The 24396-nt window shown below is 54.5% G+C and carries 19 protein-coding genes, 1 tRNA gene and 2 rRNA genes; 3 read left to right on the forward strand and 19 right to left on the reverse strand.

Annotated features, from left to right (window positions below; translation table 11 throughout):
- Positions 1-278 precede the first annotated feature (278 nt).
- Positions 279-1550, reverse strand: a complete 1272-nt coding sequence (locus QHG98_06185) for a tripartite tricarboxylate transporter permease (protein ID MDH7597309.1) — start codon at positions 1548-1550, stop codon at positions 279-281.
- Positions 1551-2061: 511 nt separating this feature from the next.
- On the opposite strand from QHG98_06185, the gene QHG98_06190 reads away from it, so the two are divergent.
- Together QHG98_06190 and QHG98_06195 are read left to right on the forward strand one after the other, a co-directional pair.
- A complete protein-coding gene (locus QHG98_06190) occupies positions 2062-4347 on the forward strand; it encodes a PAS domain S-box protein (GenBank protein MDH7597310.1) in 2286 nt (761 codons plus the stop codon).
- 27 nt (positions 4348-4374) lie between these two features.
- Positions 4375-4731: a cyclophilin-like fold protein gene (locus tag QHG98_06195; GenBank protein MDH7597311.1), complete on the forward strand. Its 357-nt coding sequence runs from the start codon at positions 4375-4377 to the stop codon at positions 4729-4731.
- Between the two features lie 176 nt (positions 4732-4907).
- Here QHG98_06195 and QHG98_06200 read toward each other — a convergent pair whose 3' ends face one another.
- The 10 genes from QHG98_06200 to eno all read right to left on the reverse strand — a co-directional run bounded on the left by QHG98_06200 (position 4908) and on the right by eno (position 12342).
- Entirely contained in the window at positions 4908-5354 is a 447-nt protein-coding gene (locus QHG98_06200; GenBank protein MDH7597312.1) for a hypothetical protein, read from the reverse strand.
- Positions 5351-6124: a 4-hydroxy-tetrahydrodipicolinate reductase gene (gene dapB / locus QHG98_06205; GenBank protein ID MDH7597313.1), complete on the reverse strand. Its 774-nt coding sequence runs from the start codon at positions 6122-6124 to the stop codon at positions 5351-5353. The genes QHG98_06200 and dapB overlap by 4 nt, the downstream gene beginning before the upstream one ends.
- A complete protein-coding gene (gene dapA / locus QHG98_06210) occupies positions 6121-7008 on the reverse strand; it encodes a 4-hydroxy-tetrahydrodipicolinate synthase (protein ID MDH7597314.1) in 888 nt (295 codons plus the stop codon). The genes dapB and dapA overlap by 4 nt, the downstream gene beginning before the upstream one ends.
- Positions 7001-7219: a 30S ribosomal protein S17e gene (locus QHG98_06215; GenBank protein MDH7597315.1), complete on the reverse strand. Its 219-nt coding sequence runs from the start codon at positions 7217-7219 to the stop codon at positions 7001-7003. Before QHG98_06215 ends, dapA begins: the two co-directional genes overlap by 8 nt.
- 56 nt (positions 7220-7275) lie before the next feature.
- Positions 7276-8628, reverse strand: coding sequence for a bifunctional hydroxymethylpyrimidine kinase/phosphomethylpyrimidine kinase (thiD, locus tag QHG98_06220; GenBank protein ID MDH7597316.1), 1353 nt, complete (start codon positions 8626-8628; stop codon positions 7276-7278).
- An 8-nt stretch (positions 8629-8636) separates the two neighbouring features.
- Entirely contained in the window at positions 8637-9182 is a 546-nt protein-coding gene (locus QHG98_06225) for a hypothetical protein (GenBank protein MDH7597317.1), read from the reverse strand.
- 59 nt (positions 9183-9241) lie between these two features.
- The gene (locus QHG98_06230) at positions 9242-9676 is read right to left on the reverse strand and encodes a DUF61 family protein (GenBank protein MDH7597318.1); all 435 of its coding nucleotides are present in this window, start codon (positions 9674-9676) and stop codon (positions 9242-9244) included.
- A 31-nt stretch (positions 9677-9707) separates the two neighbouring features.
- Entirely contained in the window at positions 9708-10544 is an 837-nt protein-coding gene (locus QHG98_06235; protein MDH7597319.1) for an ATP-binding protein, read from the reverse strand.
- Between the two features lie 38 nt (positions 10545-10582).
- Positions 10583-11008, reverse strand: a complete 426-nt coding sequence (locus QHG98_06240) for an HIT family protein (protein ID MDH7597320.1) — start codon at positions 11006-11008, stop codon at positions 10583-10585.
- A 71-nt stretch (positions 11009-11079) separates the two neighbouring features.
- Complete coding sequence (eno, locus tag QHG98_06245) at positions 11080-12342, reverse strand: phosphopyruvate hydratase (protein ID MDH7597321.1); 1263 nt, start codon at positions 12340-12342, stop codon at positions 11080-11082.
- Positions 12343-12486: 144 nt separating this feature from the next.
- On the opposite strand from eno, the gene QHG98_06250 reads away from it, so the two are divergent.
- Complete coding sequence (locus QHG98_06250; protein MDH7597322.1) at positions 12487-16095, forward strand: biopolymer transporter Tol; 3609 nt, start codon at positions 12487-12489, stop codon at positions 16093-16095.
- Positions 16096-16745: 650 nt separating this feature from the next.
- On the opposite strand, the gene bchH is transcribed toward QHG98_06250, so the two are convergent.
- The 8 genes from bchH to QHG98_06290 form a co-directional block, all read right to left on the reverse strand.
- On the reverse strand, positions 16746-20474 hold the full coding sequence (gene bchH / locus QHG98_06255; protein ID MDH7597323.1) for a magnesium chelatase subunit H: 3729 nt from the start codon (positions 20472-20474) through the stop codon (positions 16746-16748).
- A gap of 15 nt (positions 20475-20489) precedes the next feature.
- Positions 20490-21683 (reverse strand): ABC transporter substrate-binding protein, encoded by a 1194-nt coding sequence (locus tag QHG98_06260; GenBank protein ID MDH7597324.1) that lies wholly within the window; start codon positions 21681-21683, stop codon positions 20490-20492.
- A gap of 414 nt (positions 21684-22097) precedes the next feature.
- Positions 22098-22784, reverse strand: coding sequence for a tRNA(His) guanylyltransferase Thg1 family protein (locus QHG98_06265; GenBank protein ID MDH7597325.1), 687 nt, complete (start codon positions 22782-22784; stop codon positions 22098-22100).
- Position 22785: 1 nt separating this feature from the next.
- The gene (locus QHG98_06270; protein MDH7597326.1) at positions 22786-23052 is read right to left on the reverse strand and encodes a PRC-barrel domain-containing protein; all 267 of its coding nucleotides are present in this window, start codon (positions 23050-23052) and stop codon (positions 22786-22788) included.
- A gap of 91 nt (positions 23053-23143) precedes the next feature.
- A complete protein-coding gene (locus QHG98_06275) occupies positions 23144-23698 on the reverse strand; it encodes a hypothetical protein (GenBank protein MDH7597327.1) in 555 nt (184 codons plus the stop codon).
- A gap of 104 nt (positions 23699-23802) precedes the next feature.
- Positions 23803-23924, reverse strand: a 5S ribosomal RNA gene (gene rrf / locus QHG98_06280).
- Between the two features lie 10 nt (positions 23925-23934).
- A tRNA-Cys gene (locus tag QHG98_06285) sits at positions 23935-24022 on the reverse strand.
- Between the two features lie 46 nt (positions 24023-24068).
- Positions 24069-24396 (reverse strand): 23S ribosomal RNA (locus QHG98_06290); the annotation flags it as partial.

Below are 24396 nucleotides of genomic sequence, written 5' to 3' on the forward strand. Positions count from 1 at the left end.
TATTCAGCAACTTGAAGTACATGCATACTGGTTGCTGAATGCACTCATACCCTCGGAAGGAACGCATAGCGTGACTGGTGCCTCTTTGGGCCAAGTTATCAGATGGATAAGAGCGTTTGCTCAATATGTTGAGCGTGCTTGATTTACTGATCAAGTGAAGCTGCTATGGCAGAGTCGTTCATCCAGAGATCCGTCGAGAGGGCAATTTAGCTCAACGTATTGAGCATGTTCTCGGTAATTCAGTTGTTTTTAGCATCGAAGCATCAGGATGCATCAGGTCATCCTGAGAGGTAGTAGATTATAAGTGGCAGCATCAGAACGCCCATAGCATGCGTTTTTCTTATGCCTGCAAGGTGTGGGACGAGGCCGATCAGTGTGGAGATGAGGAATATGAAGATCCCGAACGCTCCTGTGAATATGAATGCTGTCAGGGCAAGCGATCCGAGAACAAAGATCGAGAGGTTCCTGTAATCGATCTTTGAGAGGAGCGTTCCAGCGATGCAGGCGAGCCATACTGTTGTCATGTATGATACGAGCGCTATGGCTGTCGCTATTACCATCATGGCATAGAGCTGGCCTGCATCGAGATCGATGAGCTCATTTATTGCTGCAGCAGCTCCGCTTCTCGGCCTGCCTATCACCACCAGGGCCACCAGTGAGAGCACTGCGCATGAGGTGTTGACACCTGATACGGATACAAGAAACTCTCTGGCAGACTGATCCTCATCCTCGATGCCCCTTACGAGCCTTGTGAGCATCGTCGCCACTGCGGGTGAGACTCCGGGGATCCAGGCGATCAGCGAGCCTGCAGCCCCTCCCATAATAATGGATCTCACGAGAGGCGCCGCTGGAAGATCGAACCCCGTGTCCCGCTGCTCTGCCATCTCGGTTGACGAGAATATGCTGAGGATCAGGGAGGATGCGCCGAAGATTCCACTGAGCAGGGGGAGAAGCACATCCGGATCAAGTCCCAGGGGAGATGAGAGATGATCCTGGTTTTCAAAAGCAAAGATCCCCAGGAGGCCGCTCGTCAGGAAGACCGAGAGCGCGAGCGCCCGTCTCTTCATGGTCTTATAAAGACCTGGATCGATGTCGCGCTCTTTCATTATCATCATTCCAGCTATGCCCAGAAGGATGAGCCCGATATGCTCCATCAGGAGATCGTAGTAGCTGCTGAAAAGCCAGGAGAGAAGTGGTACTAGCGACAGTGCGACCAGGACGGATCCGGCTGAGCCCATAGCAGATAAACGCACAGCCTCTATGCCCCTGCCTCTGAGCATGAGCCTGTGGCCTGGCAGCACTGCAAGCACGGTATCAGAATCAGGAGCGCCGACGAATACGGTCGGTATGGCATCCAGGAACGTCTGGGATATGCTGGCAGCCAGGATGATCACAGCCACGTGGTAGGGGCTGAGGCCCAGCTTCATCATCGCAGGCGATGCCCCAAGGAGTATCGCGGCGAAGGTGTTGACATGAAGCCCCGGTATCAGGCCGCTGATCACTCCAAGCAGGAAGCCAAATGCTGCGCAGGGCACAACGTAGAGATCCATCTCGATCACGCCATACGCTCATCAGCATGCAGATGGCAGGACGTTTATGCGACCGCATTAGAGCTCGGACGGGACTCCGCGAGCCGGTGCGCTCTGCCGACCTGAGGCAGCAGCTCGTTGCAGCCACCTGCGAGAGCCTGCCCACCCGCTGATGATTCGCTACACACTGGAGATCCGGGAATGTAAATGTCTCGGTTCAGCCGTGTTGATTTGGGGGAGTGAATGGGCTTTCGCGTATCCCCTTCAAGGGTCGTAAAGCATGTCGCTCTTAGCCATCTGATAACTTGCCCGAAGAGGCACCAGTCAAGCTGTGCGTTCCTTCCGAGCGAATGAGTGCATTCAACAACCAGTATGCATGTACTTCAAGTTGCTGAATACATAAGAGCGAAGCATGTATGTCTGCGTATGCTCACCTCCGCAGGATCTGTCTTTCATGCATGTTATCTCTTCTCAAAAATGCCTGAACACATCAAAACTTTATAATATGACAGGCACATCAGCCCCGCTGAGCATGTCAGATCAAGAGATCGATCGCGAACTGGCCTTCCAGATACTGAACTCGCTCGGCCAGGGTGTTGCTGCGTCGAGGATTGTGGATGGACGGTGGATAATCGAATATGCGAACCCGGCCCTTGCCCACATGCTTGGAGTTCCAGTGAGCGAGATAGTGGGTAGATCTTTTGAGGAGTTCCTGCATCCCGGTGACATTCCGAGGCTTATTGAGAGCAGGGCGAAAAGGCTCGAGGGTCTCACAACCAGCTATGAGGCGAGGTTGCTGCGAATGGATGGCTCGATCGTGCCGGTGCTCATCACGGGCGCTCCGAGAATTGCTGATAACCGGCCGGTCGGTGGCATAGTGGTGGTAACGGACCTCACCGATTACTACTCGGTTCTGAGACAGCTTAAAAGCTCCGAGCGCAGGCTCATGGATATCCTGGAGTTCATGCCGGATCCCGCCTTCGGCATGGACATGGATGGGAGGGTGATCATCTGGAACAGGGCACTGGAGGCACTCACCGGCGTGAGAAAGGAAGAGATGCTCGGAAAGGGTAATTACGAGTGTGCGATTCCGTTCTATGGTTACAGAAGGCCGGTGCTTGCAGACCTTGTGCTCCATGGATACGACGAATCCATCTCCAGGGAGTACAGAAACCTGCAGCGAGAGGGCGACGTGCTCACCGCGGAGGTTTTCATACCCACGTTCGGGCCAGAGGGTTCGCATCTGTGGCTCAAGGCCGCGCCAATATACGATTCAGAAGGCAGGATCGAGGGAGCCATAGAGGTGATACGTGACATCACAGAGAATGTGAAGCGTTTGAACGCTCTGAGGCTGAGCGAGGCGCGGTACAGATCGATCGTGGAGGACATGCCATTTCTCGTATGCAGATTTGATCATGATGGTGTTCTCACATTTGTCAACGAGAACTACTGCAATTACTTTGGATTCAGAAGAGAGGATATCGTTGGCAGATCGTTCCTTGAGATGATACCTGAGGACGAGAGAGAGGCGGTTCTCGAGAGGTTCAGAGGCCTGACCCGGGAGAGGCCGTATGTGACGTATACGCACCGCGTTAAGAGAGGAGAAGAGATACGATGGCAGCGATGGACCGACAGAGCGATATTCGGCCAGAATGGCGAGGTTATCGAGTACCAGTCTCTGGGTGAGGACATCACAGCTGAGAAGAACATGGATGATGCGCTGAGGGAGAGCGAGCACAGGTTCAGGGTGCTGGCAGAGAGCACCGCTGCAGGCATAGCGATCATGAGAGACGAGCGGTTTGTGTATGTCAACAGAGCCGGAGAGGAGATGAGTGGCTACAGCAGGGACGAGCTGATAGGTGCGCCTGTATGGATGGTGGTCCATCCCGAGGATGCAGCATGGCTAAAGAAGATGTACTCGCGGAAGCTCCGCGGAGAGCCGACGCCACCGAGATACGAGTTCAGGATAATCACGAAAAACGGAGATGTCAGATGGGTGGAGTATGCATCCGGCACACTGGAGCTCGGCGGGGAGATGGCATTGATTGGCACACTCATCGATATCACAGAGAGGAGGCAGGCAGAGGAGGAGCTGAGGAGGTTCAAGGATTCGCTTGAGCAGCTTGTTATGGAGCGGACGGCAGAGCTGGAGAAGAGGAACGCGGAGATGGAGCGGTTTGTGTACACGGTGTCCCACGATCTCCGGAGGCCGCTGATCACAATAAGCGGGCTTGCGGGTCTTGCAGAGCTCGATCTCGTGAAAGGGGATTTGGAAAAGACGAGGGAGAGCCTGAGGACCATCATCCGATCTGTTGAGAGGATGGACATGCTCCTGAGCGACATCCTTGAGCTCACCAGGATAGGCCGGGTGATCAACCCGCCTGAGGATGTGCCGTTCGAGCTTTTGGTAAACGATGCGGTCGACCAGCACGCTGAACAGATCAAAAATAGAGGCGCCGAGATAAGGGCGGCAGAGGGGATGCCGATGGTCCGTGTCGATCGCGAGAGGCTCGTCGAGGCTCTGGTCAATCTGATCGACAACAGCATGAAGTACGCAGGGAAAGATAAGAGGCCCATGATCGAGATATTCCACAGAGATGGCACCTTCTGCGTCAAAGATAACGGAATAGGAATACCGGAGAACCAGAGGGAGAAGGTCTTCGATCTCTTCTACAAGGTCGATCCGAAGAGCGATGGCACCGGGGTTGGGTTGACGATCGTCAAGAGAATCATCGAGGTCCATGGCGGGAGGATATGGATAGAATCGGATGGCTGCAGCTGGACCGCCTTCTGCTTCACGCTGCCTGTGGTCTCGTGAGATAGCACGCATCAAAGGGTGATATGGTTGAGGAGAATCGAGATCGACATACAGGGTTTGGGCAAAGCCATCGCGGAGCTTGATGGGAGGAATCCGAGAACTGCCGAGGCTGTTTGGAATGCGCTGCCGATCGAGGGAAGGGCGATGCTCTGGGGCGAGGAGGTCTACTTCGAGACGACTGTTGAATGCGATGATGAGAATGCATCTCCATCTTCGAGCCCTGGCGATCTCTCCTACTGGGTGCCAGGTCGTGCGATATGCATCTTCTTCGGCAGGACACAGCCTTACTCTCCGGTGAATCACATCGGCAGAATCTCTGAGGGTCTTGAGATCTTCCCGGAGGTAAAAGAGGGCGCTGAGATCGTTCTCAGAAGGGCCCGGTAGAGACATCGAGAAACAGAGATGTGCAGCTCCGAGCGAGGTGGAGGGATCTGTGGCCGGAGGACTCCTGTTTGATGTCGTGGTGGGCACAGCAACCGGAGCGCCTCGTTAAATTCCATGGCAGGGTCTGGCATCAGACACAGTCTGCTGGGCGATGAGAGATTGTGCGTTGGTCGACCTCACAGCTCTATCCTGACCCCAAAGAGGCGCTCGAACCTGTCGAGCTTTGCCCTCGCTCTGTACAGGTTCTGGCGCACGTAGGGTCTCCCCTCCTGGAATGCGATCATATCTCTTATCTCAGCTGGGGTGAAGACCACCTCCAGGCGCTCCTGGGGCACCTCTGAAACCCTCAGAGAAGCTCTCGCAGGCGCACGCTCCTCTGCTTCATCCACCACAAGCGGCATGTCCTCTATCCACGACCAGTCATCGCCGTAAACCATGAGCAGAGTTCTGGAGCAGGCACTGCACCTGGCCGCGACCATCCATCTGCCTGCCTGTCTGTAGTACCCCAGGCTCAGCAGATCGCCATCGCAGGCTGTGCAGATGCCCACGCGGTTCTGCGCTCTCGATACCGGCGATAGCTTCGTATCATCCAGCAGAAGGTCCGGTTCTCTGAAGAGTATCAACTTGAAGCCAGCACCTCTTCCATGCTGTGGATTCCAGGCGGTGCCCTTACAACCCATCTTGCAGCCCTCAGGGCGCCTGCGGCAAAGGCCGACCTGCTGTGCGCCTGGTGTTTGATCTCTATCCTCTCTCCCGGACCGGCGAAGAGCACGGTGTGGTCTCCCACAATATCTCCAGCCCTGACAGCATGCACCCCGATCTCCCGCCCCCTTTCACACATCCCCTCTCTGCCGTACCGGATATCCTCTATCCCGAGACATCTTCTCAGTATCTCAGCGGTTCTCATCGCAGTCCCGCTGGGGGCGTCCTTCTTCCTGCGGTGGTGCGCCTCTATGACCTCCACATCGTAATCGCTGAGCGATCTGGCTGCCATCTCCACAAGCTTCCAGAATATGTTGACTCCAAGGCTGAAGTTGGGCGAGATGACAGCAGCGATGCCTGCGCTCTTTATCGTATCCTCTATTATGGAGAACTGCTCCTCAGAGAAACCTGTCGTGCCGACGACAAGAGCCACTCCGTTATCAGCAGCTGCGTGGATGTTATCCAGAGCTGCAGACGGCACCGTGAAGTCGATCAGCACATCGGGATGCGACTCCCTGAGAACCCTGCGGACGTCCCCTGCAGCGGAAACACGAACATCTCCGAGCACAGGCTCTCCGATCCCCACGATATCGATCGCAGCCACGAGCTTCAGATCCGGAGAGTTCCTGATCTCATCGATTATGAGAGATCCCATCCTCCCCTTCGCCCCGGTCAATGCAACATCCGTCATCTCATATCGCCCGTCAGGTCTGACATCTTTGTGAGCACATCCCTCAGCTTTCTCTCGTTCTCCTCAGACATCGGAGCCAGCGGAAGCCTAAGAGGGCCTGCTGCCATTCCCATCATGCGGTATGCGGTCTTCACCGGTATCGGATTCGTCTCCAGGAACATCGCACGCACAAGGGGCGCAAGCCTGTAGTGAAGCTCACGCGCCTTTGCGATATCTCCTTTCAGGAAGGCCTCGACCATCTCCACGGTGGCGCGCGGGGCTACATTTGCGACCACAGAGACAACACCGGTTGCCCCAAGCGCCAGCATCGGCAGCGTGAGATCGTCGTCTCCTGAGAGCACCGAGAAGTTCTTGCCCGATGTTAGCTCTATTATCCTCGAGACCTGCGTCAGGCTCCCGCTCGCCTCTTTTACAGCAACGATATTGCTGATCTCAGCGAGCCTGGCCACAACCTCGGGGCGGAGCTCGACACCTGTTCTTTTAGGAACGTTGTAAAGAACTATGGGGATGTCAGCGGATTCCGCTACCTTCTTGAAATGCTCTACCAGACCCCGCTCGTTCGGACGGTTGTAGTAGGGTGTTATGAGAAGAGCAGCATCTGCCCCGGCATCGGCAGCATGCCTTGTCAGGTCTATCGCCTCTGATGTGTTGTTGGATCCTGTCCCCGCCACTACCGGCACCTTGGAGCAGTCGACCACTATCTCGACCACCCTCTTGTGCTCCTCGTGGCTCAGAGTTGCTGATTCGCCGGTGGTGCCGCACGGAACTATGCCGGAGATGCCGGTCTTTGAGAGAATCTCGACGTTTCTTCGCAGGCCATCCTCGTCCAGAGATCCATCGTCCTTGAAGGGGGTTATGATCGCGGGAAATACCCCTCTAAACATTGGACTCAACCTCTGATCTCAGGGTCGCCCTCTGCTCCAGCAGCCTGGTGATGTATCCAGCTATTCTGTTCCTTATCGCCTTGTTCTGCACGTTCGTGTAGGCTGTGACCTTCTCCTTGTTCTGCTCAAAATCGGTGGTGAACTCGCCCTCGTATGTGCTCATGAGTTTTTTCGCAAAGTTTTTGATATAGCTCGGCTTTACGCATCCCATCCAACTCACTCCAGACAGCGGTCTTCTCCTAGTATGAGGCATCGATTTATATCTTCCTATCGTTTTCCGACCGCTCTCGAGAGCATGATCGCCACGGTGGCCACAGAGACGGCATCTCTGCCAAGGATGCGTACCATCGGCTCCTTTCCCACCCCTCCAGCATCCCAGATGATATCAGGCACTGCGCCCAGCCGCTCTATCGCCCTTGCCGTCCCCCAGCTCATCGTGCTCTCGCCAGGCGGCTCCTCGCCCCTGTCGAAGCTCGATATCCTGAGACCCATGCGCGAAGCCTCTGAGAGAACATCCTCGCCCAGCCTGATATTCATGGCCGCTCTGATCGAGGGATCGAAGCGCATTGCTGCCAGCACGACCCGCGCGATGTGCCTGCTTGCGCCGAACCTGATGCATCCAGAGACGTGAGCCCGCCTGCCGGCTCTCACGATCCTGCCCTCAACAGCTGCGACATCACCCTCTGAGCGGGCTCCAGGTATTGCCATTCCGATGTTCGATCCGACCTCAGGTATGAGCCCTACGAACGTCATCTCCTCTTTTAGCATGGATACCGCCTGATCCAAAGAGGAGATGACGCGGAACCTCTCCGCATCCTCCCTCAGGAATGCGGCCTGGTCCACGGGCGCAGCGCCGTGTCCGACAGGCATGCTCCTCTCGATGGACTGGGCTGCGAACTCATGTGCCTGCCTTGCAGCCTCCTGCAGACCCATTCCCATTGAGAGGTATGCTGTCAGTGCAGCTGAATATGTGCAGCCAACACCGTGGTTGCCGCCCGATCTCCTCCTGCCGGATATGCATGCGGATTCGTCCTCTGTGACGAGAAGATCCACACACTCATCCGCCTGCAGCCCTGCAGCTCTGCACTCCAGGTGACCGCCGGTCACCACAACAGCCCTGGCGCCCAGCTCCACGATCCTCCGCGCGGCCTCTCGCGCGCTCTCAAGATCACAGATCCTCACGCCTGTGATCGCCTCCGCCTCGAAGATGTTCGGCGTGACCACAGACGCCACCGGTATAAGCTCCTCTATGAGTGCAGGAATAGCATAATCTTCGATGAGCGATCCTCCTGCCTCCGCTGCAATTACAGGATCCACGACCACAGAACAGTGCAGCGCACGCAGCCTCTCCGCGACAACGTGTATCGCTTCAGGCGAGAAGAGCATCCCTGTCTTAGCCCAGGATATATCGAAGTCCTCAGCGACCGCATCCAGCTGGGAGGCGATCATCTCTGCTGGTACAGGAAATACCCCGCGAACGCCCAGGGTGTTCTGGGCGGTCACAGCGGCTATGACACTTAAACCATGGACTCCCAGCGCTGCAAATGTCTTCAGATCGGCCTGGATGCCGGCTCCTCCACCTGAGTCAGAGCCGCCCACTGTGAGAACAGATCTCTCCATCTGTCAGGCTAACGTCTCCTCTCCACCGCGCGTATCACATCTTCAGGCAGGCCGTACTTCCTGGCGAGCTTTATCGCCTTGGAGTACATCCCCGAGCTCACGTACATATCGAAAGCTGCCTGCGCAGCCTCCATCCTGAGCGTTATCGGGAGATCGAACTCCTCTGCGATCTTGGCAGCGTTCTTCAGCAGTCCGAAGTCCATGCTCTTTCTGAACGCCCTGGATGCAGCATCCTGCACCATGCTCTTCGGCAGATCGAACTCCTTTGCGCATTTCGCAGCGGCCTTGTACTGCTCGCTGTCCATCTTCCTCTGGAACGATCTCGCTGCAGCCTCCTTGACGATCCTGGGGTCGAGGCCGTACGTCTTGCCGAGCTCTGCTGCCACAGAGTACTCGCCAAGCTCTATGTTCTTCCTGAAGGCCGCCTCTACAGCATCCTGGAGCATATCGTTCGGCAGAGAGTACTGCTCCTTGATCCTGGCAGCCTCCTTGTAGCCACCACGAGCCATGCTCTCCTTGAAGAGCCTGAGGGCCTCCTCGAAAGACTCAGCCATATGTCACCTCTTATTAGGGTATTCGCGTAATGAGTATAAAAAACATGTTGGATCCTGGCTCAGAGCGAATCCTCTCTCAGAGATGTCACGAACGCGTACTGCGTTGTTGTGGGCAGCTTCCGCCTCAGCTCCCTCACGTCCGGGAGGTATATGACCATGCTCCTGCTGCCGATATCCCCGCGCTTGAGGTTGAGTATCTTGGAGACCGCCTCTATCTCAGCCTCGCCCTGGATCCTTGCGGATCCGCTTCCCAGCTCCGGGGACATCTCTATGAGAATTGGAAGCCTGATTCGCGACCACATGAATCTGGGGATCGATTTGGAGATGAGCTCGAGCTCGGGCCTGTCCATCACATAGAATGTGTTGTCCTTGCCCTTTATCCCCGGCTTCTCCTCCTCCAGGAGTTCCGCCAGCGTCTTTCTCTTTGGAGGAAGGTGCTGGTTCATCGTCTGGATCGTCTTGATCAGTATCTTCCTGTCTGCCTGTGTGTACATTTCCCTTCTATTTCTCACATGATGCTTTATATTACTTGTCCTCTCTCCGACTCAGCATGGCCCTGTCTCTTATCTGGCTCACCCGCTTGTTCAGCGCCTCTGCGAGCTCTGGATCGATGGTGCCGGAGTAAAGGTCAATCCTCGCTGCAATGGCTAGCTTCGAGGCGAGTGCTCTCGCAATCCTGCCACGCAGCCTTTTCGGGGATGACTGGATCAGTGGATGCCGGAATATGAGCCCGTGCTTTGGCGATGGTGCCTTACCTCGGAGGTGCCGGAAGAGGGCTCTCTCAGCGCCGATGACCTGTATTGTGGATGCGGGAAGCATTGCTAGTCTCTCAAGGCCGCCAGCCCTCGAGATCAGCCTGGCAGCCAGCACCGGCCCCAGGATCGCGGAGAGGTTCGGCGCGAGTTCCCTCGCTCTTGTCTCAAGAAGCTCTTCAAGATCTTCTCTGGCCCTGGTCAGCTCCAGGAGTGATCTCGCCACGAGGCCGATCCCCTCCCTTCCAGAGAGAGCCCTCGCCAGCTCCTCACCCCTGCACCTCATGCCGTAAAAGAGGGACCACTCGTAAAGCCGCTCCTCGATAAGGTTTATCGCCACGTTCAGATCGTCCAGAGACTCAACCATTTGCATTAGATCTGATTGTGGTGTGCACATGCCCTCTAGCTGCCGCTTGACGAGATCGATCGCGATGTCCCTCAGACGACGGTTGTAATCAATCCCGTCACTTGCAAAGCCCAGCTCAATCGCAGCGGCTCGTATATCGATCTGCGGCTCTGGGGATGCCTTCTCTGGGGATAGAAGACGCTCCAAGCTCTCTTCTTTGCTGTAAGCCCTCCTCTCAGATATGCTTCCGCACCAGATCTCCATGATGACTTCCTGCCCACCATGAAGGGCGGGCTTCCCGATCACACGTTTCTCAGGATCTCTGCTGTCTCCTTCAGCTCATTCCTCAGCGATGCAAGGATTGCCGACGACTCCTGGAATCCCTCAAGGGCGTTGAAGAACCTGTCGACAGGATCGCCCTTGTATGTTGGGACAAGAAATATGTGCGTGTGCGGTATCCTCCTGCCCCTGGCATACATGGCCACGAAGTCCGGTCCGAAGGCCCTTTTGATCCTCCCGGACACCGACCGTGCGAGCCTGAAGAGGCTTGAGACCTCCTGCTCGTCGAGATCATGCCACCACGGGACATGGCGCTTCGGTATCACAAGACAGTGCCCTCTGGCGAGCGGGTTGATGTCCAGTATCGCCATGGAGAGCTCGTCCTCATCTACGATGTGGGCCGGCTCATCTCCACGGACGATTCTGCAAAAGACACAGCTCTCTGTCATTATTTCACGTTGGCATTTTAAGAAAAAGAGGTATAAAAATCTTCTAAGCAGGCGCTATCACAATCGCAATCTCAACTCCATCTCCTCCTGCCGGCGTAGCTGGCAGAGCTGCCGAGCGCCTCCTGGATTCTCAGAAGCTGGTTGTACTTCGCGTTCCGCTCGCTCCTCGCCGGAGCCCCTGTCTTTATGAGCTCAGCGCCTATCGCCACAGATACATCCGCGAGGGCGCTGTCCTCCGTCTCAGCAGATCTGTGGCTTACCATCACCTTGAAGCTGTTCCTGTAGGCGAGCGTTGCTGCATCAAACGCCTCAGAGACCGTGCCGATCTGGTTCAGCTTGAGCAGGAGCGCGTTCGTGGACCTCATCCTTATACCCTTCTCGATCCTAGCCATATTCGTCACATAGAGGTCGTCACCCACTATTATCGTGTCTGGAAGCTTTTTTGTCAGCTCTGCGAACTCCTCGAAGGCGTTCTCCTCGAAAGGATCCTCTATGAGCACAATCGGATACGTCTTCACCAGCTCCACATAGAAGTCGATCAGCTCCCCTGGCGAGAGCCTGTTATCATCCACGGAATAACCGCCGTCCAGGTAAAAGCTGGAGGCTGCAGAATCCAGCCCGAGCTTGATCTCCTCTGTGTATCCTGTGACGTCCAGAGCGGCCATTATCGCATCGAGCGCATCTCTGGTCTTTGATATGGGAGGCGCGTAGCCGCCCTCGAATCCCACATTGGTCGCGACATTGCCGTATTTCCCCCTGAGTATCCTCCCCAGGGCGTGGTACGTCTCGGCCGCCATTCTGAGCGCCTCGCTGAAGCTATCCGCGCCCCATGGCTCTATCATGAACTCCTGTATGGACAGATCATTTCCTGCGTGCTTTCCTCCATTGAGCACGTTCAAGGACGGCACCGGCAGCCTGGTGGCTGAGACGCCACCCAGGTACCTGTACAGCGGCATGCCGAGAGAGCTTGCAGCAGCCTTGGCCACAGCCAGAGAGACCCCCAGTATCGCATTAGCGCCCAGATTCGACTTGTTCGGCGTCCCATCCATCTCTATCATGATCTGATCGACGCCCCTCTGATCTATCACATCCATCCCGATGAGCTTGGGGCCGATGACCTCATTGACGTTCCTGACAGCCTTCAGCACGCCCTTCCCATCGTACCTGTCGCCACCATCCCTCAGCTCCAGCGCCTCATATGTGCCTGTTGATGCTCCTGACGGGACAGCTGCTCTCCCGAATCCGCAGCATGTCCAGACATCAACCTCCACAGTGGGATTGCCGCGAGAGTCCAGTATCTCTCTCGCATGTATCTTCTCGATCTCCAGTGACATGAATTACCACGGCCAGGAGTCTGTGCGGGACTTATTTAAGTCTGATGTGGGTACAGATACCCGAACGATTAACGACAGATGTCGAGATAGGTTCATGTAGGTGTACTGAAAATTACTGATCGCCTGTGGAATGAGGAATGAAAGATGATCGTCAGAACGATAGCTCTCATCATTTTCATCACCGTGTTCACGGCATCCGGCGCAGATCCCGGGAAGGATCGCCCGATTGCTGTCTATACGGGATCCGAGCAGGAGCAGCCTGATATCGACGGACACATAGTGGTGTGGGCAGACGGCAGGAGCGGGAACTTCGATATCTTCATGTACGATCTTGAGATAGGCGCTGAGCGGTGGGTCTGCATCGATCCGTTCATTCAGATCAACCCCGCTGTATCGGGCTACAGAATAGTCTGGCAGGATATGCGAAGCGGCAACGCCGACATATACCTCTACGACGTGAAGAATCGGGTCGAGCAGATTGTCTGTGGTGATAACGGCAACCAGACAGATCCTGATATCGACGGCGATGTGGTTGTGTGGAGCGACGACAGGGATGGCGACTGGAACATATACCTCAAGGACCTCTCGACGAACCAGCAGGAGCGGGTGACATCAGCTCAGAGGGACCAGATCACTCCGAAGGTGAGCGGGAGCCGCGTGGTCTGGGCAGACGAGAGGAACGGGAACTTCGACATCTACATGTATGACATCAAGAGCGGATCTGAGAGAGCGATCTGCACCGCAGCCGGCGACCAGACGCTTCCAGCGATAGATGGAGACATCATCGCGTGGGCGGATAACAGATCCGGCGAGATGGATATCGCTTTCTTTGATCTATCATCAGGGAAGGAGGCAGTCCTGTCGAGGCCTGGCATCCAGACAGCGCCATCTGTCTGGGGAAGAAACATCACATGGCAGAACAATGGGACCGAGATAGTGCTCTACAACATAGACACCGGCGAGGAGACAGTTCTCATCAGAGGTCCAATAGTGATGGAGCCGGCAATCGGCGAGAGGGGTGTGGTGTGGACCGACTACAGGCAGGGTTTACAGGATCCTGATATCTACATGTGGGACAGGACGATACTGCCGGATCTGCCCGTGACCCAGGACAACTTCAATCACACAAATCCATCTATCTTCAACGACAGAGTCGTGTGGACGGATGACAGAACAGGGCACTACCAGGTTTACATGATGAATCTGACGACAGGAGAGGAGGTCAGGATCACCAGCGATGAGATCGACCACAGCAGCATTGACATCTCTGAAGATTATGTGATATACACGGACATGAGAAACGGCAACCTTGATGTTTTCCTGTACGATCTCAAGGCCGGGAAGGAGCGGCAGCTCTCCAGGGACCCATCTGACCAGAGATACTCGATGATCGATGGCAGGTATGTGGTGTGGATGGACAACAGGACCGGGAGCGACCAGATCTACGTCTACGACATACTTCAGGGATCAGAGAGGCAGATAACGACACAGCAGCAGGCCCAGCTGATGTCGCCAGTGATCTCAGGCGACAGGATCGTGTGGGCTGATAGACGATCAGGGAAATGGGACATCTACATGTACAATCTGACGACCGGAAAGGAGACCCCGATATGCACAAATCTCGCGAACCAGGTACAGCCCTGGATTCACGGGGATACGATAGTATGGGCTGATGGAAGGAACGCACCCAATGCGAGCATCCGGAACTGGGATATATACTCATACAACCTGACAACAGGAAAAGAGACCCCGATATGCACAAACGGCTACAACCAGGGAGCTCCCTGTGTTTATGGCAGATACGTCGCATGGCTCGATGAGAGGGGAGGAGCAGCAGACATCTACCTTTACGACCTTGAGAAGGGAATAGAGGTGCCGGTATCCACTCTACCGATGTATCAGACGCCTAGCGACGGGAAGGGCGATCCATACAGGGTGAAGCCCATAGCGTCAAGCAGGATACTGAGCGATAAGTACATCGTGTGGATGGACGACAGCTCTGGAAGGCCGCAGATAAGGGCCAGATCTCCGCTCTGGGAGCCGCTTCTGTGGCTGAGCACAGATTTTCCATCAACAAATGGCAGTCTGATGGTCTGGTCTGATAACAGGCGTGGCGACTGGGACATATACGGCTTCGATTTCTTCACGAGATCCGAGATCCCGATAGTGAGGGCGGATGGCGATCAGCTGTACCCGAGGGCCTCGGGCCAGAATGTTGTCTGGTCAGATTACCGGTCAGGCAGCTCTGATGTCTACATGATCAACCTGACAACAGGAGAGGTCACAGAAGTTGCGACCGGACCTGGCGATCAGGTGTGGGCCGATATATACGGGGATGAAATCGTCTGGATGGACAACTCTTCCGGGGACTGGGATGTTGTGCTCCACAACATCTCCAGCGGCATCACAGAACCTCTGCGCAAGCAGGGCAACCAGATGTACCCGAAGATCTCAGGGAGCCTGATCGTCTGGCAGGATGACAGAAGCGGCAACTGGGACATATATGTGTACGATCTGAGGACCGGCAATGAGACGAAGCTAACGGGCGATGGGGATCAGGTCTTCCCAGACGTATCTGGAAATACGATCGTCTGGGAGGATCGGTCCACCGGCGACATCGCGTATTACATCTACGATAAGAAGTGGAGCAAGAGATATCCAAGGCCTGGAATGCAGACATCTCCCGCTGTTTCAGGAAAGTACATAGCATACGTCGATGAGGATGGATCCCTGCGGAGGCTGGATGTGACGACATGGAAGGACGATCTGATCGCATCAGGGCCAGGACAGATGAAGCCGGACATGGATCAGAAGCTGGTGTGGATGGACGCGCCGAGGGGCAAGCCGAGATACGAGAGTCTTGGGGGGCAGATAAGTGTTGTGTGCAGGGCTCCAGGTGAGCAGAGCATGCCAGCGGTGAGCGGAAACTTCGTTGTCTGGATGGACAACCGCACAGGCAATCCTGACATCTATGTATATGACCTCTTCAGAAACGTTGAGATCCCTCTGGCTGGAGGCCCGCTCTACGACATGTATCCTGATATAAGGGGCACTGTGATCGCATGGGTCGGCCAGAACCCGCAGCACGACAACTGGGCGGTCAGAACATTCGATGTGATAACAGCGAACAGATCACAGCTCACGGGTGCTGAGTTCTTCACCCCATCCCCAATATCGATCGGAGACAGGTACCTCGTCTGGCAGGACCTCTCCTTCGCCGGCTGGAGGCTCTACAAGAAGCTGGTATACGGAGGCACGGAGCCTGTTGAGGCGATACCCCCGAGCGGAACGAACCCGAGAACCGCTGGAGATATCGCAGTCTACCAGGACAACAAGGACGGGAACTGGAACGTCTACATCTGGAAGGGGCAGCAGAAGATTCCTGTGACAACAGATCCAGCAGATCAGATCAATCCTGTGACTGATGGATACATCGTGGTGTACCAGGACAACAGGAACGGCAACTGGGACATATACGCCTTCGACACGAATACGAGCAAGGAGATCCGCATAACATCTGATCCGGGCGATCAGACAAATCCGGATATCGAGAGCGGCGTGATCGTCTGGCAGGACAACAGGAACGGCAACTGGGACATCTACGCGTTCGATCTATCCACAGGTAAGGAGATCCCGATATGCACAGCTCCGGGAGACCAGACAAGGCCGCGGATAGGGAGCAGGAAGATAGTATGGGAGGACAGCCGCAGCGGAGACAGGGACATCTACATCTACGACAGCTACTCACCATGAGCGCGCTCATGGTGAGTGCACCAATCTCACGTCTGCTGTGTTGAATAATATTTGAGGACCCGATAGCAGAGACCCAATTCATATAAATTACAATTATAGTAAAAATCGATAGCTATCGGGCCTTTAGGTCTCAACTATTCAACACAGCACTCCCGTCAGAAACTTTTTAGTCTCATCCAGTTAAATTAGCGGAATCGCAGAGACTGGCGGAAAAAGAACCAACACGCCCAAGGAACCCGCTTCAATCCAGATCTCCAGCAACTCGTGGATATTATAGTTCTTTGCGCCACTTCATGTAAATCCATTTAAAAGCTACTGGATGTGTCATACTTCATAGATGATTTTATGTGGTGTGCAATATTATATCAACTTATACGGAATATTATAATGCTGGTCGTGGGATTGAGGTTCCTGGGGTATGTTTGATGAAGCCCGCGGGGTCATTTGCTGTGGATATCAAAGATGTGGGCACTCTTGTGCATTCAACAACTTGTGGGTCATGCCTGGAGGTTGCTGAACGCAATCATTCCCCCGGAAGGAGCGCAGAGCAGGAGCGGTGTCTCTTTGGGCAAGTCATCAGATGGATAAGAGCGAAATGTGGGTGCTGTCCAGATTTTCCATCTGCTGAGGTAGTGACTGGAAGCCCGGAGTTAGGAGGTGGTACTTCCAGCCTCTATTTCCCCTTCCATCTCAAGGCAGATCCTTCTCAATCTCTCCATCTCATCGTCATTCGCATTCCAGTAGCCTCTCCTGTAGGCTTCCATCAGCCACTCACCGATCTTCACAGCTGCATACTGGTTGTTCTCGAGCAGTCTTTTCCGCATGATCTCATCGAAGATGTACCGTTCAGCGATCGATGACCATATCCAGCTCTCGACAGAGTGTGTTGTGGCGGCAAGGCCGAGCATGTTCTCTATGCGGTCTGCGATCTGCTGAGCCCCGTGGAACCTGTGGGCGAGCATCCCATCGATCCATCTGGGATTCAGAAGCCTGGTGCGCACCCCCATCTCCACAGCGGATCTGATATCTTCGGTTCTTATGATCTCTCCGGTGGTGTCTGAAACGAGCATCACCGGCTCCCTGCCTCTGACAGATCTGATAGCGCTCGATAGCCCGCCGAAGAACTCGAAGTAATGGTCAAGATCAACAAACTCCCAGTCGTGGGAATCCCTGATTTGAGATACCAGATCTACTCTGGATATGTTGCTCCTGTAGAGGTCAGGATGCTGCTGAGCATGCACTCCTTCTGTGTATATGTGGCTCATCGAGCTCGCATAAACCTCAGCGAGTTCCTCCTCCGTGCGCCAGACAGAGTCCTCGATGAGAGGAAGCATCCTTGTTCCGTATTCACCAGCCCTCGGGCCGAATATCCTCCCCTTCGCAAGGACACGTGCCTGCCTCTCATCGATCCCTTTTTGAAGCAGGATGCTCATGTTCTCGAGCGTGTGCTTTCTCACGTAGTTCAGATCCAGCGGCTCATCAAGCGAGCTCACGAGAGCAAACGCCCTGTCGAGAAGCTGCACCACGTTTGGAAACATGTCCCTGAAGAAGCCGCAGATGTTGACCAGACAGTCCACCCTGGGCCTTCCGAGCTCATCCAGGGTAAACGGGACTAGCCTGAAAGCCATCGATCCCGGATCACGCTCCAGGCGCACGCCCAGATAGCTCAGAATCTGCCCGATCGTCTCCCCTCCCGTCTTCGTGGTCTCAAATCCCCAGAGGATCACCCCGACCATGTTGGGATACGATCCAGTCCTGTCCATGCAGGCCTGGATGGTGTTCTCCGCGATCTCCTCTCCCCGCTTAATTGCATCAGGTGTCGGCACCCGAGTCGGATCGAACTGGACGAGATTTCTTCCTGTGGGCAGAGCATGAGGGGATCTTATGATATCTCCGCCGACCGATGGCTCGATGAACCTGCAATCAAGCCCTCTGAGGAAGTTCTCGATCTCCGTGTGGTTCTCAGAGTATCTCCTGACCGTCTCCAGACCGTACCTGAGCGTCTTTTTCAGCTCGCTGTTCAGATGTCCCCTGATCTCGACTGGGTATCTTTCCCCGGAACCTTTCATTGCAGCGTTTATGATCTCAGAGCAGATCCTGTCAATCTCGTTTATCTCACGAGACCGATTTTTCAGAAGCTCCCTGTAATCCATCCCCAGTGCTTCCGCAACTATGCTGTTCAGGGATCTGACACCATCTCTGTCGTATCTTAGAAGCATCTGCAGAAAATTCTTCAGATCCTCATCGCTGTAGCGCTCCCCCAGGACATGAAGGCCTTTGGGTATGATCCTCCTCTTCATCTCGTACAGCACATCCTGTATCTCATCGATGCTCTTAGCTCTGATATTCAGCCGCCCTGCACTCTCGAGGATGCGTTCTCTGAGCCGTTCCGCTCTGCCAGGATCATATGTCACTGCCTCGCTGTGCTCATCTATGAGCCCTTCAAGATCCACATAGCTCTCGTACAGGTCGGCATCAGTGTACGGAGGGGAGTTGTAGCTGATGGTTGTGGCATACAGCCTTCTTTTGGCGATGACGACCTCAGAGGTGTTGACGACATGGTAGAAGTAGAGGTTTGGCATATCTCCGATAAGCATATCGGGATAGCACCTTGAGCTCAGTGCAAGCTCTTTGCCCTTCATGAACTCAGCGAGCCCATGTGTTCCCACGTGGACGACCGCATCAGCCCTCCATATCCTCTGGAGCCAGTGGTAGAATGCTATGTACTGGTGATGAGGTGGCTTTGTTTTATCATGCGCCGCCTCCCGCAGATCTTTGTTACTGAGAGGCGGGCGCGACGGCTGCACCCCGATGAAGATGTTGCCGAGATCCAGACCTGGTATGAGGATCCTGCCATGAGATACCATCACATCGCCCGGCGGCTCTCCCCAGAACTCCACGATATCCCTCTGCAGATCTTCCGGAAGAGATTTGAAAACCTGCAAGTATTCCTCAAGGCTCATGGATGGGCATCCTTTCAGAGCGGTCTCTGCGTGGAGCCATTTCCCTGTGTTCACAGCTGCCATCCCACAAAAAAGAGCGTCAAGCTCTCTATCGGGTACGCTCAGAGTGTATCCCGCATCTCTCATTGCATGCAGCAACCGCTTCAGGCTGGCGAAAACATCGAGGTACGATGCTCTGCCGAGGTTCTCCTCTCCGGGAGGGTAGTTGTAAATTATCAGTGCGATCCGCTTCCTCGCATTCTGTTCTCTCCTGAGACGTATCCAGCTGCGTATCCTGGAGGCTATTCTGGAGATGCGGTCATCGATAGCAGCCACCTCACGGACCTCCATGTTATCGACCTTGAAGGAGCGGATGCCGCAGCATGGTATCGGCTCCACACATCCATCCAGCTCAGGCCATATCACAGCCATTATCGACTCTGTCGGGGACAGCCCTGCTTCAGATCGCTCCCAATCATCGATGCAGCTCTGGTACATCGATACGGGCGCGAATACGGGAACGTCTAGCTCCTTCAGAAGCTTTTTTGTGAGCTCCGGATCACCCCCCAGAGGACCTCCGTTGATGCGGAACCATGTGAGGTTGATCATCGCATCTATTACCGGACCATCTCTCAGGAAGAAGCTCCGGATCGCCCTTAGGTTGTGGATGCCATCTGAAAACACAGGTATGATGTTCGCATCACCAAGCACTTCATTAAGAGCCTCGAGCACGGGAAGACACTGATCGAAGTGCATGTTTCCATAGAACAAAACACCTATGCTGGCCCTTTCCGGGTCCAGATGCGGCAGAAGCGCCTCCTGCGAATCGAGGAATATTCCTCTGTGATATATCCCATACTCAGGAAATGGCACTGGGTCTGCAGCTCGCGGAAGATCGCATCCAAGGTACTCCCTGAGGAGCAGGATGAGAAGATTCTTGAGGTTCTCAGGACCACCATACCTCCAGTACTTTGCGATCTTTATGTAGTTGCCAGCATCCCTCACAGGTCCGAGCGGGGCGACCCTGCCTGCGGTCTCAACTATGCCCTGGATTCTCTTGATCTTCCCCCAGAGCTCCTCAGGATCTCTCACCTCTCCTGCCCTCAATCTTTCAGCCACTGATGATCCGCGAAAAGATCCGAGCCTGGTTATTGACATCAATCTTCCAACAGGACTGACCAGGTTAACAACAATGTTTTCCGCATTCTTCAGGGTATCATAAACGATCTCCTCAGCTCTGCCGCTTCCTCTTATGTCGACAAGCACTGCATCAGAGGACATGAGATCGTCAGAGAAGCTCTCAGGATCAGCGCAGAAATCAAGCTGCTCAGGGTAGTAGACCCTGAGCTCAAGTGGGATTGCATACACCTCCTTGATCTTACGGGCTGCAGACACCAGAGCAGAGCTGTGGACGGTTGATACGCATGTGATCTTCATCACAGCCCTCCGATCCTACGGCTCTGGGTAGATCAGGGCACCACGTCTACTCAGATCGTAATCGAGGTGCTGGAACTCTGAGAGGTATGTCTGATGCACCGCTCTGGGATCCATATCTGCGAACACATCAGGATGGAGTATCTTTGCGAGATACGCAAGGCCTATGAAATGCCTGCATCCACTGTAGGGGAGATACGTCCAGAATGGAGATGCCATGACAAAGACCCTCCCGTTCCTGACTGCAGTGACGTTCTGCAGCTCAGGACGCCCCATTATCTCATCCCTTGTGGACTTCAGCTTTGAAATGTCGCTCGCATCCCTCCCGTCGTAATCCTCATCATAGACAAGCCTTATGATGACATCCGGATTTGCAGCGATCACCGTCTCTGGAGAGATCTCTCCTCCGGTTGTGCCAGTGACTATGCTCTTCCCACCAGCCATCTCAACCGGCATGGCATCGAGAATTGGGTTGTTTGAGACCCTGTACGGCCCGTACTCCACATACACTTTTGGTCTGTTCTCCTCAGGTATTCCTTTCGTCCTGCCGATCACCGATCCCAGAACGCCCTCGTAGAAAGCACGGAACCTGGCGGACTCATTCTCTCTCTCCAGGAGCCTGCCGAGCTTTTCGATCTCCTCTGGATACGAGTCAGGCCGGCTGCATGCCAGGCAGAAGATTGTTATACCTGTGTTGTTGAGCCTGTCAAGCACCGTCTGAAGGTAGTTCTGACCGGTGGGGCCGGGCCCCGGATGCACGAGCAGAAGGTCGGGATGTATCTGGATTATCTTCTCGAGATCAGGCTCGTAGAAGTGGCCTATCTCTGGAAGGTCATGATACTCCTGGAAGAGTGAGTATTTCTCTATGTCAGAAGGTGCTGCAACCACCAAATCTCGCGTCACCCCGATCGACCTCAGCGTCTCAAGCTGGTGGGATACCGTGCAGGCAATGGACCTCACGGGTCTGTAAAGGGTTACGTTTCTGCCGGCAGAATCCACAACGCTCATAGGGTATCTCTCATGGATATGTCTTATCTCAGACAGCGAATCTGATGAGATCTCGCCTTTAGCGTATGACTCCTCTGCGATCTTCAGCTCATCGTCTGAGACTACCCTGTCGCCATTCAGATCTCCTGGTATATTATCGAAAGCAAGCGCCGGGATGCCGGTAAGAACAGCCAACAATGCCATCAGGGCAATTGATCTGTACATCACGACCACCATTGTTATTACTATACTATTATTGGATATCATTTAATTGACTTAAAACTGTATATCTTATTATTTAAGAATAACGTATGATTTCATCATATGCTTAAAGTCGAATTTAGCTACATGCATTGGTATATTCAGCTGCGCTTGTCATCTCGATAATTGGTGCGGTAAGTGGGCTGAGCGTATCCAGCAGTAAGGTCGAATTATTATTCTTTGGATCACTTCTCCATAATCCAACCCGCTATTTCACCGAATACTCAATCCCTTTAAAGCCACAGAAAGTGATCGTGATCTCAGGTTACTGATTTGCCCAACAGATACGGCCGCTTTCGAGGCCACAATGGGTGGCATTTTACATATCCGAGAAAACCCCACTTTGTTCTACATTTCCCGAAGGCGATTCGCTTTTGTTCATCGCTCCGCTGCAGACAGTATCTCCTCCACGAGTCTGCGGCCATCCTCAGTGGTGAAGAGCGGGAGATCCCAATCCTCAACAACACCTGAGCTCGATCTGTATATCATAACCCCTCTCCTCTCCCAGGCAGGGGTCCTGGCGAGATTCACGCCGCGCCGAAAGAGCATCTCGTGTATATCGCTCTCCCTCATGTTGCGGAGCGACTCCATCGCGCCAGAATGGCTCATCCCTTCATCAACAAGAGTGTAGAAACCGTAGGAGAATACGTGGTTCCGCCAGGCTTCGGCCTGGGATTCCTGGAGATACCTGATGATCTCCTCCCTGCAGACAGGTATCACCCTCGCGTCCATCGAGACAGCCCTGCCAAGGGATATGGAGAGCGATGATGCGATGTATGATGCTGTAACAGAGTCGAGCTTCTCGAGCCTGCCCCGGAAAGGCTCGTCCAGGAAGAGAAGGTTGACCTCATCGGAGAATGTGTACGCTAATACCGGAGCCAGGCCGGAGCTCTCCATGAATGCCCTCGCAGCAGAGACGAACGATCGCGCAAATCCAAGGTCGTATGGTTTGCTGAAATCCCGGAGCATCCTCCCGAACCCGCGGCCGTCCACGCGGACAAAAAAAGGGGAACGAACGCGAAGCTCTGAGAATATCGCCCCGTTCCTGCAGCCGCTTACAGTCATGCTACTCTCTGGGAGGGGTTTCTTTCTTTGCAGCAACCCTCTTCGTATGCCTCATTATGACTATATCTCCCACTGCAGTGATCCATCTGAACGGCACTATGATCCCTCTGCCCTTGAGATCGAAGAGCTCCCTGTTGAGAGATCCGACCGCGATGCCGCTCAGGGTGCCGCCCTCAGCGTCCAGAACGGCATCCTCGACCTTGCCAACAAACACACCGCGATCGGTGTACACCTCCAGGCCCAGTATCGATGAGATCTCCGCATCCATGCAGATCGCCAGTGTTATTCAGATCATGTATAATATAAAGATTACATTGAGTTTGGTCCACATACAGGAAAATTATTGTGTGAGTACCCAATCACACTGCTACTGCGATGTCAAGAACTGGAAAGACCTTCCTTGCGTACCTTCTCAGCTCCTCCTCGCATTCATCCCAGGGAACGTCAACGCCCAGATCATGCATGATCACATCCAGCTGCGACCTGACCTCCTCCCAGGTGTATTTCTTCTCGGACCTGCAGAGGTAGGTCAGAAGGAAAAGCGTGGGAATGAATATCTCCCTGAACTCCTCCCTCACAAACCTCATGAAGCGCTCATTCGGGTCTCTGTACCTGTAGCTCTTCAGCTCCTCCACGATCTGATACTGTGACTCGCATGGATTGATGTATGGATCTGTGAGCTGGACGCCTGAGAGCTCGCTCAGCTTATCGTAGATCTCAGACATGAGCCTGTCCACGTACAGTTTATCGTATGCGTGGTCCCCTATCTCTGCGATCAGTTTGTAGGCAACAAGCCTGCATCTCAGAAGCTGTATTCTGGCCTCCTCCGGGGGGAGGTTTCTGTGGATGCGCCGCAGATGCTCCTCGAGATGCGCAAGTCTTGTGCGCGGGTCGAATTTCACAAAGCCGGACATCAAAATAAATCTGGGTTTATGGGTGATAACATTTCCGCATTAAGAAAAGTGCCGAAGAGAAAATAACAGCAAAAACAAGCATGAAGGATGTTGTTATTATTGAGAGTTGGCAGCGACCTGCATTTCCCGAGGGCTCGCGCACCTCAGTACAGTGCAGGACGTGGGCGGGCTTATCTTCTGAGTTCGGGATGGGTTCAGGAGTTTCCCCGCCGCTATGGCCGCCGCTCTCATTTGGAAGCCAAGGTCCGGATTCGAACCGGAGTGGTAATGCTATCCGCTGGTTTGGTTCTGCAGGCATTTGCGTAGCCTCTCCGCCACCTTGGCGCGTTGTGTATGACGCTTTACAGATCCAGAATTCGCCTGAGATCAGCGGGACGGCTGCTTGGGCGGTTAGTGGTCGCGGGCTGAGCACCTCGTTGCCTTGGTGCGTACACCCCGACTCTATCGATCTCGTCTTTTACGAGGGCCCTTGGAGCGGTCTCTTTTCGGGTTGGGTTTCGGGCTTAGATGCTTTCAGCCCTTATCCCGTTAGCGCGTAGCTGCTCGGCGGTGCCTTGCCAGACAACCGATCGACCAGTGGCGCCGCTGGCTTGTTCCTCTCGTACTAAAGCCAGCCTGCCCTCAGACCGCAGAACACCCCTGACAGATAGTAACCGACCTGTCTCACGACGGTCTAAACCCAGCTCACGATCTCCTTT

This window comes from Methanothrix sp. (genome assembly GCA_029907715.1).
GTDB lineage: Archaea > Halobacteriota > Methanosarcinia > Methanotrichales > Methanotrichaceae > Methanothrix_B.